Source organism: Streptomyces sp. NPDC052301, assembly GCF_044593395.1.
Lineage (GTDB): Bacteria > Actinomycetota > Actinomycetes > Streptomycetales > Streptomycetaceae > Streptomyces.
In genome coordinates this window covers 17,802-32,158 of record NZ_JBIUBE010000024.1, presented here as the reverse complement: position 1 = coordinate 32,158, position 14,357 = coordinate 17,802, and the positions used below count along the sequence as shown (strand labels likewise).

General features: G+C 69.5%; 12 protein-coding genes and 2 pseudogenes. 5 read left to right on the top strand and 9 right to left on the bottom strand.

All coding sequences use genetic code 11. The features are described from left to right. Positions 1 to 873: 873 nt before the first annotated feature. The 4 genes from ACIHEJ_RS38900 to ACIHEJ_RS38885 all read right to left on the bottom strand — a co-directional run bounded on the left by ACIHEJ_RS38900 (position 874) and on the right by ACIHEJ_RS38885 (position 3,776). A complete protein-coding gene (locus ACIHEJ_RS38900; protein ID WP_355792736.1) occupies positions 874 to 1,206 on the bottom strand; it encodes a glyoxalase superfamily protein in 333 nt (110 codons plus the stop codon). A 63-nt stretch (positions 1,207 to 1,269) separates the two neighbouring features. Beyond that, positions 1,270 to 2,268: a hypothetical protein gene (locus tag ACIHEJ_RS38895; RefSeq protein ID WP_400142582.1), complete on the bottom strand. Its 999-nt coding sequence runs from the start codon at positions 2,266 to 2,268 to the stop codon at positions 1,270 to 1,272. 85 nt (positions 2,269 to 2,353) lie between these two features. Beyond that, the gene (locus tag ACIHEJ_RS38890) at positions 2,354 to 2,758 is read right to left on the bottom strand and encodes a protein-tyrosine phosphatase family protein (protein WP_400142615.1); all 405 of its coding nucleotides are present in this window, start codon (positions 2,756 to 2,758) and stop codon (positions 2,354 to 2,356) included. A gap of 103 nt (positions 2,759 to 2,861) precedes the next feature. Continuing rightward, positions 2,862 to 3,776: a transposase family protein gene (locus ACIHEJ_RS38885; RefSeq protein ID WP_400142614.1), complete on the bottom strand. Its 915-nt coding sequence runs from the start codon at positions 3,774 to 3,776 to the stop codon at positions 2,862 to 2,864. Positions 3,777 to 3,888: 112 nt separating this feature from the next. On the opposite strand from ACIHEJ_RS38885, the pseudogene ACIHEJ_RS38880 reads away from it, so the two are divergent. Both ACIHEJ_RS38880 and ACIHEJ_RS38875 read left to right on the top strand, forming a co-directional pair. Further along, a pseudogene (locus tag ACIHEJ_RS38880) lies at positions 3,889 to 4,688 on the top strand (IS5 family transposase); the annotation flags it as partial. Positions 4,689 to 4,864: 176 nt separating this feature from the next. Further along, entirely contained in the window at positions 4,865 to 5,089 is a 225-nt protein-coding gene (locus ACIHEJ_RS38875) for a hypothetical protein (RefSeq protein ID WP_400142581.1), read from the top strand. A gap of 72 nt (positions 5,090 to 5,161) precedes the next feature. Here ACIHEJ_RS38875 and ACIHEJ_RS38870 read toward each other — a convergent pair. Further along, positions 5,162 to 5,716: pseudogene (locus tag ACIHEJ_RS38870) on the bottom strand (transposase); the annotation flags it as partial. Between ACIHEJ_RS38870 and ACIHEJ_RS38865 the strand changes: the two are divergent. Then, positions 5,717 to 6,067: a tetratricopeptide repeat protein gene (locus ACIHEJ_RS38865; RefSeq protein WP_400142580.1), complete on the top strand. Its 351-nt coding sequence runs from the start codon at positions 5,717 to 5,719 to the stop codon at positions 6,065 to 6,067. 30 nt (positions 6,068 to 6,097) lie between these two features. On the opposite strand, the gene ACIHEJ_RS38860 is transcribed toward ACIHEJ_RS38865, so the two are convergent. Beyond that, positions 6,098 to 7,351 carry an esterase/lipase family protein gene (locus ACIHEJ_RS38860; RefSeq protein ID WP_400142579.1) on the bottom strand — a complete coding sequence of 418 codons (1,254 nt, stop codon included), beginning with the start codon at positions 7,349 to 7,351 and terminating at the stop codon, positions 6,098 to 6,100. A 294-nt stretch (positions 7,352 to 7,645) separates the two neighbouring features. On the opposite strand from ACIHEJ_RS38860, the gene ACIHEJ_RS38855 reads away from it, so the two are divergent. After that, positions 7,646 to 8,848, top strand: a complete 1,203-nt coding sequence (locus ACIHEJ_RS38855; RefSeq protein WP_400142578.1) for an IS110 family transposase — start codon at positions 7,646 to 7,648, stop codon at positions 8,846 to 8,848. Between the two features lie 281 nt (positions 8,849 to 9,129). Here ACIHEJ_RS38855 and ACIHEJ_RS38850 read toward each other — a convergent pair whose 3' ends face one another. Together ACIHEJ_RS38850 and ACIHEJ_RS38845 are read right to left on the bottom strand one after the other, a co-directional pair. Further along, positions 9,130 to 9,630, bottom strand: a complete 501-nt coding sequence (locus tag ACIHEJ_RS38850; RefSeq protein ID WP_400142577.1) for a DUF3291 domain-containing protein — start codon at positions 9,628 to 9,630, stop codon at positions 9,130 to 9,132. 31 nt (positions 9,631 to 9,661) lie between these two features. Then, positions 9,662 to 10,369, bottom strand: a complete 708-nt coding sequence (locus ACIHEJ_RS38845) for a helix-turn-helix transcriptional regulator (protein ID WP_400142576.1) — start codon at positions 10,367 to 10,369, stop codon at positions 9,662 to 9,664. 547 nt (positions 10,370 to 10,916) lie between these two features. Between ACIHEJ_RS38845 and ACIHEJ_RS38840 the strand changes: the two genes are divergently transcribed. Continuing rightward, a complete protein-coding gene (locus tag ACIHEJ_RS38840) occupies positions 10,917 to 11,780 on the top strand; it encodes an LLM class flavin-dependent oxidoreductase (RefSeq protein WP_400142575.1) in 864 nt (287 codons plus the stop codon). A 1,457-nt stretch (positions 11,781 to 13,237) separates the two neighbouring features. Here ACIHEJ_RS38840 and ACIHEJ_RS38835 read toward each other — a convergent pair. Further along, entirely contained in the window at positions 13,238 to 13,795 is a 558-nt protein-coding gene (locus ACIHEJ_RS38835) for a hypothetical protein (protein ID WP_400142574.1), read from the bottom strand. Between the last annotated feature and the right edge of the window lie 562 nt (positions 13,796 to 14,357).

Here is a 14,357-nt window from a genome sequence, read left to right as displayed (position 1 = left end):
CACTCCCGCGTTCTCCGACGAGCTGTCGGACGCGATCGCCAACGGCAGCAACACTTCCGCCGGCACGGTGATCCACGGGCTGGGCTTCGGCTATCTCACCAAGGCCGCGGCCTCGGCGGGGTTCTTCGATGACAGCGCCACCGGCAGCCCGGAGACGGCCGACGGCATGTGGCTGTCCGGTGACTTCGCCAACGGATTCACGCCCCGGCGCATTCCGTGCGTCAACGACACCGGGCCCGTGGCGCAGGCGACGTCCGCCCGGCAGATGGCGCGTCTGTTCACCTTTCTGGGCGGCCGGAGTCTGGCCGGTGCGCAGAACACCCCGCTTGTCGACGGGGACAGCGACGAAGCCATGCTGGCCTTGCTGCGGCAGGCGGTGCTGAATCGTCATTCCATGCTCGACCAGGACACCACGGTGAACTTCGACATGGTGTTCTCGAAGGTCGGGCAGGGGCCGCTGAACACGGGAGCGGTCGTGTGCTCGGAAGCGGCGATCATCGACGAAAGGTCCACCGGCAGACGCTTCGTCGCGGTCTTCCAGAACCGCGTGGGCACCACGTCCGCTCAGCTCAAGCCGGTGTCCCAGCTCGTCGACACCACTCTCGTCAACTTCCTCTTCCCGTAGGGGCCATACGCACAACCTCATCGCCCTATCGCCCTCCTCTGCGTCGCCTGCGACGCGGGCGGCGTCACGGCCCCGCCGACGCCCCACCAGGCGTACGCACCGCCGCAGGCGTCCGCACCGGCCGCGCGGCCGGCCTCCCCCACCGGGTCCGTCTCATAGAACTTGTCGTGATCTGTCGAACCGGACGAAGTCACGTTCGCGGCCCTTCAGTCGAGGTCGAGACAGAACTCGTTACCCCCGGCGAATGTTCATTCCCTCGGCGTGCCGATCCGAATCCGGTTGCCGTCAGGGTCGCAGAGCTCGGTCTCACGCGCCCATGGAGCGTCCTTCGCCTGCACACCGAACTCGGAAGCGATGGCATCGACATCACGAACGCGGAGGTAGACCAACGTGTCCGGATGGGCGTCGCCCTCATGCTCCGACAGGAACAACCGCACTCCGCCCCGGGCGACCTCGACGAACGCGGGAAGTCCCGTTTCGAAGCGGTGCTCCCACTGCTTGGCGAAACCCAGCCGCTCGTACCACTCGACCGCCGCCGCAGCGTCCTCGACGCGAAGAATGGGAATGATTTCCTCGTCCATGGTGCCCACCACCGCAGACCACCCGGCACGGCGAACACTGCCTGATGCGGCACTGGGCGTGGCCTAAGGCCACACCGTCGAGAACCCCAACTGTGCCTGGACGGTGCGGATTTCGGTGAAGTAGCCCGTTTTTCCGGCCGGCGCGAATGCACTCTGTTTGTTGCGGCCCCAGAGCAGGCCCACCGCTGTCGGCCCCGTCTCCTCCAGGACCAGGGATCCGGAGTCGCCCTGATCGCAGAAGACGCCGTCACCCAGTACCGCGACCTGGTCGATCAGAAAGGCGTTGGGGCCGCCCGGCTCCCAGTTGACGGTCAGGAAGCGGTGGTAGGCCAGTCCGTTGGTAGGGCCCGTGGCGAATCCGCGTTTCCGTATGCGGTGCGGCAGCCAGCCGGGCGCGTTCAGGTCCGCCGTCGCGGTGACCGCCCCGACCAGGTTGGGCTGTCCCGGGCCCTGGTCGGCGATCGCCGGGGACGGGAGTCGTCCGGCCGCGGCGGCCACGTCGAGGTGGATCAGGGCCGCGTCGGACATTCCGGCCAGTATCGGGGAGAACGGCAAGGGGGCGGTCTGCGGGAAGTCGACCCGCTCCACCTCACCGAGATTGTCGTCCTTGACGATGCTGACTCCTACGGCGATCGGCGGGTTGTCGGGCTGCCAGATCGAGTGCGGGAACGCCTCGTGGGCGTCCCCGGTGACGTGGAAGCAGCTCAAGCCGAGCCGCTCCAGGCTCTGCGCGTCCACCACCACCGCACCGAGCGTCCCCGTCCCCACGTGCGGTTTCCTGATCGCGATGCCGCCCCGCACGTCGGGATAGCGGGCGACGTCGGGGAAGCCGCAGGGCTCGACCGACCTCTCGACGATGCACACGCCCACATCGCCGATCCGTTCCGGAAGGCCGTCCGGCACCTGCGCCATGTCCTCGACGTAGATGACGACGGAAAGCTCGTCGAACAGCTCGCCGTTCTCCTCGCGCATGCCGAGCCCCACCGCGTTCACCCCGGGCAGGGCGAGCAGGCCGAATTCCACGGCTCTCTTCGCCTCGACGAGTTCTGGAGGGATGTCCATGACGCCTCCTCTTGCCGAAGTGCCGGGTCTGACACTTCCAGGGAAACGCGCCGGTCCCCCTGCCGCGAATCGGGGCGGGCGGCCCTCAGCGGTCCCCGGGGCCGAAGCGGCGTACGTACCGCTTCTGCCAGGGCGTCTCGACGGCGCGGCTGTCGTAGTGCCGGCGCACGTACGCCACCGCGTCCTCCGTGCGGACGCCGTCCAGGACCGCCAGGCAGGCCAGCGCCGTGCCCGTCCTTCCCCGGCCTCCGCCGCAGGCGAGCTCGACGCGTTCGGTGGCGGACCGCTCCCACGCCTCGCGCAGGACGGACCGGGTCTCGCGGTCGTCCGCGGGCAGCCGGAAGTCGGGCCAGCGCAGCCAGCGCGCCTCCCAGGGGACTTGGGGAGGCCGCTTGCCCAGCAGGTGGACGGCGAAGGCCGGTTCGGGACCGGTGGGGAGAGGGCGGCGCAGGCCGCGACCACGGACGAGGCGACCGGAGGGCAGCTTCATGACGCCGGGCGCGCCGTCGTCCCAGGTTTCGCTCACGTGTGCACCCTAACGAGTTGGTGCGTGATAGCGGGTGAGGCGTGTTTGGCCTGGTCGTGGCCTGCTCTCAGGCGTTGATGGTGCGGTCGGAGACGAGGCTGGCGATGGCGCGGTAGGTGTCGGGCAGGCGGTCGCGGCGGTGGGTCCAGCGCGTCAGTTGCTTCCAGCGTTTGTGGTCGGCGAGGGCATGTTCGACGGTGATGCGGTCGGAGGAGTGTCCGTGGCGATCGCATTCCCACTGTTCGACTCTGCCGGGCAGTGCTCCGGGCCGGGGTTTTCTGGGCGGTGTGATCGCTTGCCCGCGGTGGTCGCGGCTCAGGCCGAGGTAGCCATCGTCCAGGAGGACCTCGACGTCGGGGAAGTGCTGGAAGCAGACGGCGATGCCCTCGTTTCGGGCGGCCGTGGCATCGTGCATACGACCAGGCCGCAGGGTGTCGGTCCATAACGTGCGGCCCTGCCAGTCAGCGATGACGGTGGCCTTCATGGTGTTCTGTTTCTTCTTCCCGGAAACGAATGCGCGCCGTCCGCCGCGGCCGGCCGGTGGTCGGCGGACCTGGATCTCGGTGGCATCCAGCCGCAGCTCGATGCCTTCGGCCTGAGCGTAGGCGAACACGTCGGCCATAGTCCGTAACCGCAGGCCGGGACGGTCGGGGACCGCGCACCCCCGCTCGGCCAGGAGCGTACGTATCTCTGCGATCGCACGGGTGATGGTCGAGCGGTCGACACCGAACAGCAGCCCCAGTACCGAGTGCGGCAGGTCGTGCCGCAGATGGATCAGCGTGGCCACCAGCCGGTCGACGAAGACCAGCTGGTGGCGGGCGCCGGCTCCCGCGGCCTGCTTCCTGGCCCCACCTCGTGCAGCATGGCGACGACCCTCGACCCCGGCTTGCCACGGCACCGCCAACACCTCGACCAGACACGCGAGATGACGCCGAGAGATCCCCGTGAACAGCCGATGCGCCAGCACCGCCCGATTGACCATGATCGCCACAGACGGATCATGCCACCGGCCAGGCACGACGCCTCACCCGCTATCACGCACCAACTCGTAAGACGCCATTTCAGTTGGTGTGATCTTTCGGCAGTCTGGGGTGATGACTACTGCGCTTGTCGAGCGGATGGCGCCGGAAGAGCTGTGGACGTTGTTTCAGCGGGTGGTGCCGCCGGCGCCGGTCCGACCGCAAGGCGGAGGACATCGTCGGCGCGGGGACCGCGAGGTGCTGGCGGCGATCATCGTCGTGGCCACCTCGGGCTGCACCTGGAATCAACTCCCGCCAGGCTTCGGCCTGTCCGGGGTCACCGCCTTTCGGCGGTTCACCGAGTGGACCGAGGCCAGGGTGTGGGCCATACTCCACCGCCTGGTCCTGGATGAACTCGGTGCCCGGGGTGAGCTGGACTGGTGGCGGTGCGCGATCGACTCGGTCAGCGTCCGGGCCCTCAAAGGGGGCAGCTGACGGGACCGAATCCGACCGACCGCGGCAAGAAGGGATCGAAAATCCACCTCATCGTCGACCGCCAGGGCCTGCCCCTGTCGATCGGCATCTCCGCCGCCAATCTCCACGACAGCCAGGCCCTCATCCCGCTGGTCTGCGGCATTCCACCCATCCGCTCGCGTCGCGGCCATCGACGCCGGCGGCCAGGCAAGCTGCACGGTGACAAGGGCTACGACTACCGGCACCTGCGGCGATGGCTCGCTTCCCGTGGCATCCGGCACCGCCGTGCCCGCAAGGGCATCGAGTCGTCCCCGCGGCTGGGCCGGCACCGCTGGGTGGTGGAGCGGACCATGTCCTGGGTGTCCGGCTGCCGTCGCCTGCACCGCCGCTACGAGCGCAAGCCGGAACACTTCCTTGCCTTCACAGCTATCGCCGCGACCCTCATATATCACCGTCGACTAAGGGGCGTCCCGTCACCATCGGCGCCACCCCCTCGCCCCTCGCGTTGGGAGGTCGACGATCAGCCTGGGAAGGCTGGGGCTAGATTCCTCGCATGCCTTCGCATCTCAGCCATGGTGCTTCCGGAGCCCTCCGACGCTTCGCTGGATGGCTCGCCCGGGGGTCAGTAGGCCACCCGATGCTGGAAGGGATCGACTACTGGGAGGAGTTGCGCGAGTCGCCCTCTCAGATGGAGATCTGCGTCGCGATCTTCGCCAACGTCCTCGAACTGGATGAGCAGGGAGAACCGGTCAACGAGAAGCATGCGGAGCGCCGGGCTGCAGCCTGGCTCTACCGATACTGCACCGGGGAGCTGCCCCCGGGGGAGCCGGACATCGAGCCGTGGGAATGCCAACTTCATTGACCGTTGACGTGCGACGTCATTCGGTAGGCAGGCCCTACCCACTATCCCGCCCTCGCTCCCCTGCTCGGTGGGCTATCCGGTGAGGGAGAGGTTGTGCAAACAGGCGATGCCGCGCATCGCGTGGTGCACGCCGTCGCCTCGCAGGCGGCAGTCGCGCAGGATCTTCCAAGTCTTCATCCGGGCGAAGACGTGCTCGACGCGGGCGCGGACCTGCTTGTGGGACTTGTTGTGGGCGGCTTTCCAGTGCGGTAGTTCCTCGTTCTTGCTGCGCCGTCGGTGCGGGATCGCCAGCCCTGTTCCGCGGTAGCCGCCGTCTGCGATGGTCATAGTCTTCCCGACGGCGTCCTTGGCGCCGGATTCGGCCCAGGCCCGAGCGTCATGGCGGTTGCCCGGCAACGGTCGGCCGACCACGACGACCAGGCGGGTGTCGGCGTCGACGACGACCTGGTGGTTCGTGGAGTAGCGGTAGTTCTTGGACTGCTCGGCGACCTTGTGGTCGCGGGTGGGCACCAGGGTGCCGTCCACGATGAGCACAGTGTCCTTGCGGAACTGCTTCCGCTGTCGGAGCGCCAGCAACGGAGCGATGTGGTCGATGATCCGGTCAGCGGCCGACTTGGAGATCCCGACATGGCGCGCGTGCTCGGTCCCGACAACGACCGCACGCTCAACGCGTGCAACTACCTCGCCGCCTGGCGGGGAGCCGCGGGAGACGCCGCGGGCGCCGCCGGGGTACTCCAGGACCTCCTTGCCGTGAGGCGCGCGGTACGGGGTCCCGATCACCCGGATACCCTCAACGTGCGTGGCAATCATGCCTACTGGCTGGGCCGGGCGGGTGACGCAGCCGGCGCAGCCTCCGCCTTCGCGGTGCTGGTCAGCGACGCCGTCCGGGTCCTCGGGGCCGACCACGCGGACATCGTGAACCTCCGCGCCAACCTCGCCTACTGGGAGACGGTCGCCGCCGGCGGCGCGGCCTCCTGATCGGTGCCGTCACGGCGCGGGAGCGCCGGGTCATCCAAGGGCGGTGAGATCGAGGCGGGCGATCATCCCCTCGAGATCGACTCCCCGTGCGTGACAAAACGCGCGAAGGCGGCCCATGACGTAGGCATCCATGGAGTCGCGGCGGCCGTCCGTCTCGGCGTGTGCGGGCGCCTCGCCGTCCTGGGCGGTCCGCCTGACGAGTTCGCGACCCTCGAGCGCACGAAGATGTTCGGTCAGCCGCGCCGCACTGATGTTGAGGACGTGCTGGAGCTGCGGCAGCGGCATTCGGTAGACGCATTCACCCCAGTGCTTGTGGGACACCGCACCGGTACCATGGTCGAGCAACGCGCCGAGCACCCGCCGCTCGGCGGGTGGCACGCCGTCCAGGAGCCCCGTCAGCGAGACCAGGTTCTTGCGGAAGTCCACCAGCTCGACGGTCTCGCCGCCCCAGCCAAACTCCGCCGCAAGCCGCCTTAGGCCGTGCGCGTCCCCCGACGGGCGGGGCCGTGGACCGTCCGTCACCGCCGCGGCGGTGGCGGACGCGGCCGCCGACAGCGTGGGAGCGTCTTCCACGACCGCCCGAGCGGACAGGACATGGTGCTTGAACGTGGTGTACGAGCGGTGGTCGTGGGAATCCGGCCGGATGATCGTCTTGTGGTTCCCCGGCAGCACGCCAGCTTCCTTGAAGACGCCCTGCGCCGAGGCGCGTGGAACGATGTTGTCGCTCGCGCCGGCATAGACCGCAATCGGGATCCGGCACTCGTGCGGCGCCACCGTCTCGGCGTGCATGATCTGGTTGACCACCCGGCTCTGCGCGTCCTGCACCTGGCTGTTGAGCGGACGCAGCCCGCGGTCCTGCGGGTGATGGGGCAACCACGCACGACGAAGCGACAGCAACAGCTCGGCGCCGTTGTTCGGGCAGGCGAAAAGCACGATCTGTCGGATCCTGGCGAGGTCCAGGCCCTCACCCCGGGACAGTGTGCGCGCGAGATGCCGTTGGATGACCAGCCCGCCCTGGCTGTGGGACACCAGCACCAGCCGCCCGAACTCCGCGGCCTCCACCCGGAGATAGCCGCGCAGGCTGTCCGCGATGTCGTCCAGGTCCGGGATCCGGCTCAGTGGGTTGAGCCGGAGCTTGGGCGAGCTGTACGCGAAGGGCAGGATCCTGACCGAGCGCAGGTCTGGATCGGTCCCAGCCAGCCGGACGAAGTCTTTCCAGGCTTTCGGTGACGAGATGAGCCCGTGGATCAACACCACGGCCAGAGCGTCGTTCTCTGACCCCATGACGCCTCCGCATACACGCCGACTCCGTGCGCCCCGTTATGTTTTTCGCGGTCCTGCAAGAGGGCCGCTGGCCTCCGGGCCCGGCATGACTGTTGCCCCCTGTCGATCGGATGACCTGGGGGGTGGTGTCACCGGGTCCGAGGGGTGCCGTCGGAGACGCTGATCAGAGGTCCGACCGTCGCCTGGCTTGGCGCAATGCCCGGCCGTTCGCGGGCGACAGGTCTGCATAACGTGGATGCGCGAGAACGGCTCCCGACCCTGGGGCCGGCATGCGTCGACACATGTGGGGGCACGGTGATCAGCATCGACGGGGTGGGCGTCTTTCTGGGGCTGGACGTCGGCAAGCAGACGCATCACGGACACGGCCTGACCCCGGCCGGGAAGACGGTCTTCGACAAGCCTCTGCCGAACAGCGAACCGAAGCTGCGGGCCGTCTTCGACAAACTCACAGCCAAGTTCGGCACCGTCCTGGTGGTCGTGGACCAGCCCGCCTCCATCGGCGCCCTCCCACTGACCGTCGCCCGCGAGGCCGGCTGCCAGGTCGCCTATCTGCCCGGACTGGCGATGCGCCGGATCGCCGACCTCTACCCCGGCGAGGCAAAGACCGACGCCAAGGACGCCGCGGTCATCGCGGACGCCGCCCGCACCATGCCCCACACCCTGCGCACCCTCGACCTGACCGACGAGGTCACCGCCGAGCTGACCATGCTCGTCGGCTTCGACCAGGACCTCGCCGGCGAGGCCAACCGCACCTCCAACCGCATCCGCGGCCTGCTCACCCAGTTGCACCCCAGCCTGGAGCGCGTCCTCGGCCCGCGCCTGGACCACCCCGCCATCACCTGGCTCCTCGAGCGCTACGGATCCCCGGCCGCTCTGCGCAAGGCAGGCCGCCGCAAGTTGGTCGAGGTCGTCCGCCCGAGAGCACCACGCATGGCCGAGCGGCTGGTCGACGACATCTTCACCGCGCTCGACGAGCAGACCGTCATCGTCCCCGGCACCGGCACCCTCGACGTGATCGTCCCCTCGCTGGCGAAGTCCCTGGCCGCCGTCCACGAACAACGCAGAGCCCTCGAAGTCCGGATCGAGGCCCTGCTGGAGGCCCACCCTCTTTCCCAGGTCCTGACCTCGATGTCCGGCATCGGCGTCAGGACCGCCGCAGTCCTGCTGACCACCGTGGGTGACGGCAGCTCCTTCCCCACCGCCGCCCACCTGGCCTCCTACGCCGGCCTCGCCCCGGCAACCCGCCAGTCTGGCACCTCGATCCATGGCGAACACGCTCCCCGAGGCGGGAACCGGCAGCTGAAACGGGCGATGTTCCTCTCCGCGTTCGCCGCCCTCCACGATCCCGCCTCACGCCACTACTACGACCGCTGCCGAGCCCGCGGCAAGACCCACACCCAGGCCCTCCTCCGCCTCGCCCGCCACCGCATCAGCGTCCTGTTCGCCATGCTCCGCGACGGCACCTTCTACCAGCCGAGAAGCCCTCGACTCGCTTGACGAAGGACATAGAGGCACCCCCCGGCTCCACGGACAGCGTACCGGCGCACGAGGGTACCGAACGGCGGAAAGGGGACGATCCGGGGGTGCCCCGCAGGACCGCGCCCGACAGGCTGGCAGCGAACCCGCGAAGACGTAAAGGTGCGCGGTCAGCGGAGGCGCCCCCGGAGCGGTCCCGGCCCTCACAGGGCAGATACGACCAGGAGCGTACGCCTCCCTTCGGCCCGGCCGCCCTCCCCGAGATCCGGCCACTGCTCCGGTGAGGACCAGTCAGGCACCGCCTACGGCTGCTCCTGCGGCACGGCGTGAAGGTGCTGGGCGGCCTCGGCCGCGGTGTAGGACGAGGCGAAGGTGAACGCGCGCGGGGTGGGCCCATTGGCACGCAGGTCCGCCAGCCGTTCCAGGGCCTCACCGACGGTCGGGAGGTGGCCGGCGGGGACCCACCAGAGCACCAGGTGCGCCTCGACGTGCCGCTCGAACCATTCGCGGCGCCGGCGCATCACGTCCAAGTGTCCGCTGCGGTAGGTGAAGTCCCACAGCGCTTCCGGGGTCTCCCACACCGTCAGGTTGACGATGACGTCCTCCCCCGCCGGGCGCAGGGCAGTGGCGTCGGAGGCGCCTTCCTCCACGAGCCGCCACACGAAGCCGGGCGCGCCGTCGGCGGCGGTGTTGACCGGGTCGAGCATCTCCACGAACGGCGCCATACGCGGGTCTTCGAGGGGGTGCAGCAGCGTGGCGACGTTGAGCTGGGCGAGGTGGGCAGCATGCACGGATGCAGTCATGGCCACATCCCAGCATGGGCTCATTTCTATGTCAATCGATATTGTTTTTAGAAGGCTCGACCACCACGCAGCACTCCCCCGGCCTGGCATCCATCCGGGCGCGGACGGGACCGTCCGTGCCCAGCAACCCCTCCAGCAGCGCGAGATTCATGCCGCAGACGAGCGGGGGGAAGCGTTCGGAGACGGCATGGAAGGGGCAGTTGCGCATACGCACGACCGCCGCGGCCTCTCCGGTCGTCTCCTCGGCGCTTTCGGCGTCCTGGGTCTCCGCGGTGCCTTCCAGGTGCGGCTCGTAGCCGCGGGCGGCCAGCATCGCCATCGCCTCGTCGAGGCTGCCGCAGGGCGCCGCCGAGCCGCGCAGGGCCTCGCCCCGGCGGCGTGCGGCCGCGCAGAGCCCGGCGTCGAGCCCGGCCTGCTCGGCGGCCTCGGCGAGCAGTTCGGCGGCGGTGCGGTAGTCGCGGGCCGGCAATGACACCGCCCGTTCGGCCCGCGCCCGCGTGTACACCTTGGCGGGACGGCCCGCTCCCGGCCCCGAGCGTCCCGTCAGCCGGCGGCTGCCGCTCTCCAGCAGCCCGGCCTCGGTCAGCCTGTCCAGGTGGTGCGCGGCGAGCGTGCGCGCCACCCCGGCCGCCTCGGCGGCCTCGTTGCGGCCCACCTCACGGCCCTGGGCCACCACGTACTCGTACAGACGGCGCCGGACCGGATCCTGCAGCGCCGCGATCGCGTCGATGTCCTCCACCCGGCCATTCTAGAAACAACGCAGGTTCGAGTTAGAAGGGCGGGGCCGCAGCCGGCCGGGCCGTACCGTCCCCTCGGACATGTCCTCGGCCCAGGGCCCGCAGCTGCCAGGCGGCGCCGGTTCGGGCGCCTCGACGTCCGCCCCCGCACCTGCAGGTTCCGTACGGTCCCGCGTACCTCCGTGGCCGACCACCGGCGCATGGTGATCGGCCTACGTCCCTTGCAGGCCCGTGACTGCCCGGACCCGGTCTGCCCGCACCGCCCGCACCGCCCGCACCGCCCGCACCGCCCGCACCGCCCGCATCGCCCGCATCGCCCGCCGTCAGGGTGTGGACTCCGGCCGGACGCCGCGCCCGGGCCCCCGGGTCCGGCTCCTGGGCGCCCCGGGCTCCGTGCGATGCCGCGAACCGGCGGAACGCCGTACCACTCCCTGCGAGGTGGGTCCCGATGGAACACGGGTGACCCTGCGTCTGTTCGCAGCCTGCCGTGCAGCCGCCTGGTTCCAAAACTGATTGCCCACTTCGCGGCCGCCCGCGCATGCTGCTGAGATGCGCTTCTCCGTCAACCTCCCGAACTTCGGTGACTTCGCCGATCCCCGTAACGTCGCGACCGTGGCCGCTGCCGCCGAACAGGCGGGCTGGGACGGGCTCTTCGTCTGGGACCACGTCCTGCACCGACAGCACCAGGGTCGTCCCTTCGGAGATCCCTGGATGCTGCTGACCGCCGCCGCGCTGGCGACCTCGCGGATCCGACTGGGCACCCTGCTGACGCCGGTCCCCCGGTACCGTCCGCAGCAACTGGCCCGTCAAGTGGCCACTTTGGACCACCTCAGCGGCGGCCGGGTGATCTTCGCCGCCGGCCTGGGCGGTCCGATCGAAGACGAGTACCGCAGCTTCGGCGACGCCGCCGAGCCACGCGTGCTGGCCGAGCGGCTGGACGAGGGACTGCAGTTGTTGAGGCGCTTCTGGTCCGGTGGGCCGGTGAACCACCACGGTCGGCACTACGAGGTCCGGGACGTGACGCTGCTGCCCGGCAGCGTGCAGCAGCCTGGTCCGCCGGTGTGGATCGGCGGGTTCTGGCCGCGTGGAGCGCCCATGCGGCGGGCGGCGCGATGGGACGGCGCGGTGCCGCTGTTCGAAACGGCCCGGCATGGCCATGTGCCGGATGTGGCGGAGGTGGGGGAACTGGTCGGCTACGTACGCAAGCACCGTGCGGTCGAGGCAGCGCGTCCCTTCGAGTTCGTGCTCGGTGGTGCCACGCCCGCGGACGCGGCGAAAGCCAAGGACGTGATCGGTCCGCTGCACGACGCCGGCGCCACCTGGTGGGACGAGCGACAGGTCCAGACCGGTCCCGACCTGGACCGCCTACTGCCCGTGCTGCGCCGTGTCGAGGCGGGCCCACCAGCGCTCTGATCAGGTGATTCAAGGGGAGTGGGCGCCCCATTTGGGTGCACAGGTCCATCGGGCCGCGTCCGCCCGTCCAGTCGCCTGCTCCGCTGCCTCGGCCACATCGCCGAGCGTCTGGTGTTCCACTGGGAACCGGTCGGCCGCGTCCAGCGCACGCACGCGCAGGACGTTGGCGGCGCGGAAGCGGTCCGTGAGCTGTACGGCCACGACGCCGCGGACGCGGCCGCGCCGGGTTGCGGGCCGAACCGGCTGGCGAACTCCTCGCGGACACCGGGCGTGCTGAGGAAGAGAGCACTGCCTTCGAGGAATCGCGCCTTGTCGAGCTTCTGGGCCAGGACGCATCCGGCGTACACCGCCGGATCCTCGTGCAGCTCACGCGCCTAGGCCGTTTCTGATGGCCCCCCACAGGCGCTCCACGGGCGGCGGGGCGACCTAAAGATGCCATGGCTCCCCCATCGGCCCAAAGACGGATGCCGAATGCTGACCCCGCCATGCGGCCGATTCCAGTCACAACCCTGTTGCGTGGCCGAATCCAGTGTCATCCTGTGACCGCGGTAATCCTCTTGCCCTCCCCAGACAGAGGCCCCGCCCCCTGACCGCGCCCGTGCGCTGTCACCTGGGCGGGGCCACGCCCCCCGGCCTCCCCCACGGGAGGGCCGACGGCTACGCAGATCCTGCACCATGTCGCCCTCTCCACATGATCGCTCCCCATACGCTTGGGTCGGACGCCGAGCCGTTGCGCTTGGCCCGCTCGATCTGGCGCAGGAGCACGTCTGAGTTCGCCCTGCAGATAGGCGTCTGCATCAGCCAGTGAGGGAGAGGTCGGTACAGACCCTCTGCCGGCTGAAGACTTGCTCGGCTACAAGGTAAGCGGGAGCGATCACGAACTGGCCGGGCAGCGTACTGTCACACGAATGGCCAGGCTTCCTGCAACTCCTCGTCGAGAGATGCGCCAGGCACGAGCTCGAGCCCCAATGCGCTGGCGGTCCTGTCTGTACTGAGCCGGGAGTCGAGGGCGCAGCTGCTCAACCGCGGCTTGCGATGCCAATGGGTCGAGGCGGGATTTGCCCACTGCAGCCAGGACCGCCTTACCCTCCGGTTCTTCCGGGGCGCTGCGCCGGGCGGGGCGGCGGCCACCGAGCTGGCCGCCGCCCAGGCCAGTCCCTGGCGGTGAGGTCTACGGTGCCTCCGCCGCAGTCCATCACCACGAACCGGCTGCCGGGCTCCAACAGGCTTGCGCCGTCCGAGGCGTAGTGAGCTGCCGCTTCCGGCTCCAGGGCCAGGATGAGCCGGCCGTCCTCCATGGGGAACCCGGCCTTCCCCGCGATGTCCCGCATCACTTGCTTCTATTCGGAGGACGAAACTCTCGGCCGGTGGAGCGAGGACGAGCTTCCAACCCACCACCCCACCGCATGACGAAGAGCCCGCCCGGGCGCCGGAGCGGGGCCTGCCGTACGAAGGCCTCAACTCCCCTGTGCCTCGACGTCCGTGATCTCCACGGAGACCTTCGTCGCCGCCGAAGTGGTGCTGATCACGGAGGGCGTGTAGTTCAGGCTGGTCTGGTCCGTCAGCTCGGCCGTCTCGATGACCGGACCGGACTCGTCACCGTGGATCTCATAGGTGATTTCGTACACCGCGTCCGGGTCGATGCTCCCGTCGTCACCCAGGTAGGTCAGGCGCGGCTCGACCGTGAGGTTGCAGCCCGCGGAGCCGAAGCACTGGCGTTTCGTGGTCTTCAACTCGATCGTGAAGCTGTTCTCGTCGACATCGACGTACGTCGGCGTGGGGTCCGGCTCGCTGGCGGCGGTCGCCTTGACCGACGGTGCTGCGCCGGCTTTGCTGTCCTGCTTGCCGCCATGATCCTGTGAGTTGACGACGACGGTACCGGTCCCGATCACTGCTGCGATCACCGCGGTGGCGGCGCCGATGATGACCAGGTTGGTGCGGTTCTTCTTTGCGGGCGTCGGCGGCTCGGGTGGGAGCGGCGGCGGAAATACAGGCGGTTGCGTGGTGTCGCTCATGGTCCGCCCAAGGCTCGTTGGTGCGTGCACGCATCATGCGCCCACGTGAAGGTGACGTGAAGGCACCGTCACTGATCCGTACTTGGATCCGCTCGAACCGGTAACCCCTGCCCAACCTGCCCGCCACACTGGCTCATGGCGATCCGGTGCTCCGTGCAGGCAGACACGCGCGAGGAGTGCGTCGAGAGCCTGGAGCAGCAGCTCGTGCAGCGCGACCCGCTGCCCATGATGCTGCCCGCACAGATCGGTGGCGAGCGGTGAATAACCGTGCCGCGCCCCGGCCGCCGGTCCGGTCTGCTGAGTCGGGCCCAGCGCCCCGCTGAAGGAGCGCCCGTCCCGCTCGCCCCGGGGCGTCTCTACTCTGCCCCATGAGTCCGAACTGCTGCGCAGCGGCGAGGCGACTTTCTGTCACAGCGCTATTCAGCGGCTGCTGTGCACAACAACCGGCCGAGTCAGTACTTCACCGACGACAGTGGAGCCCGGTGGGCGCTGGACTCATACGGCAAGCTCGAGGAGACCGCGCAGCAACCGGGACAACCGCTGCCGTCATGAGTTGAGCCCC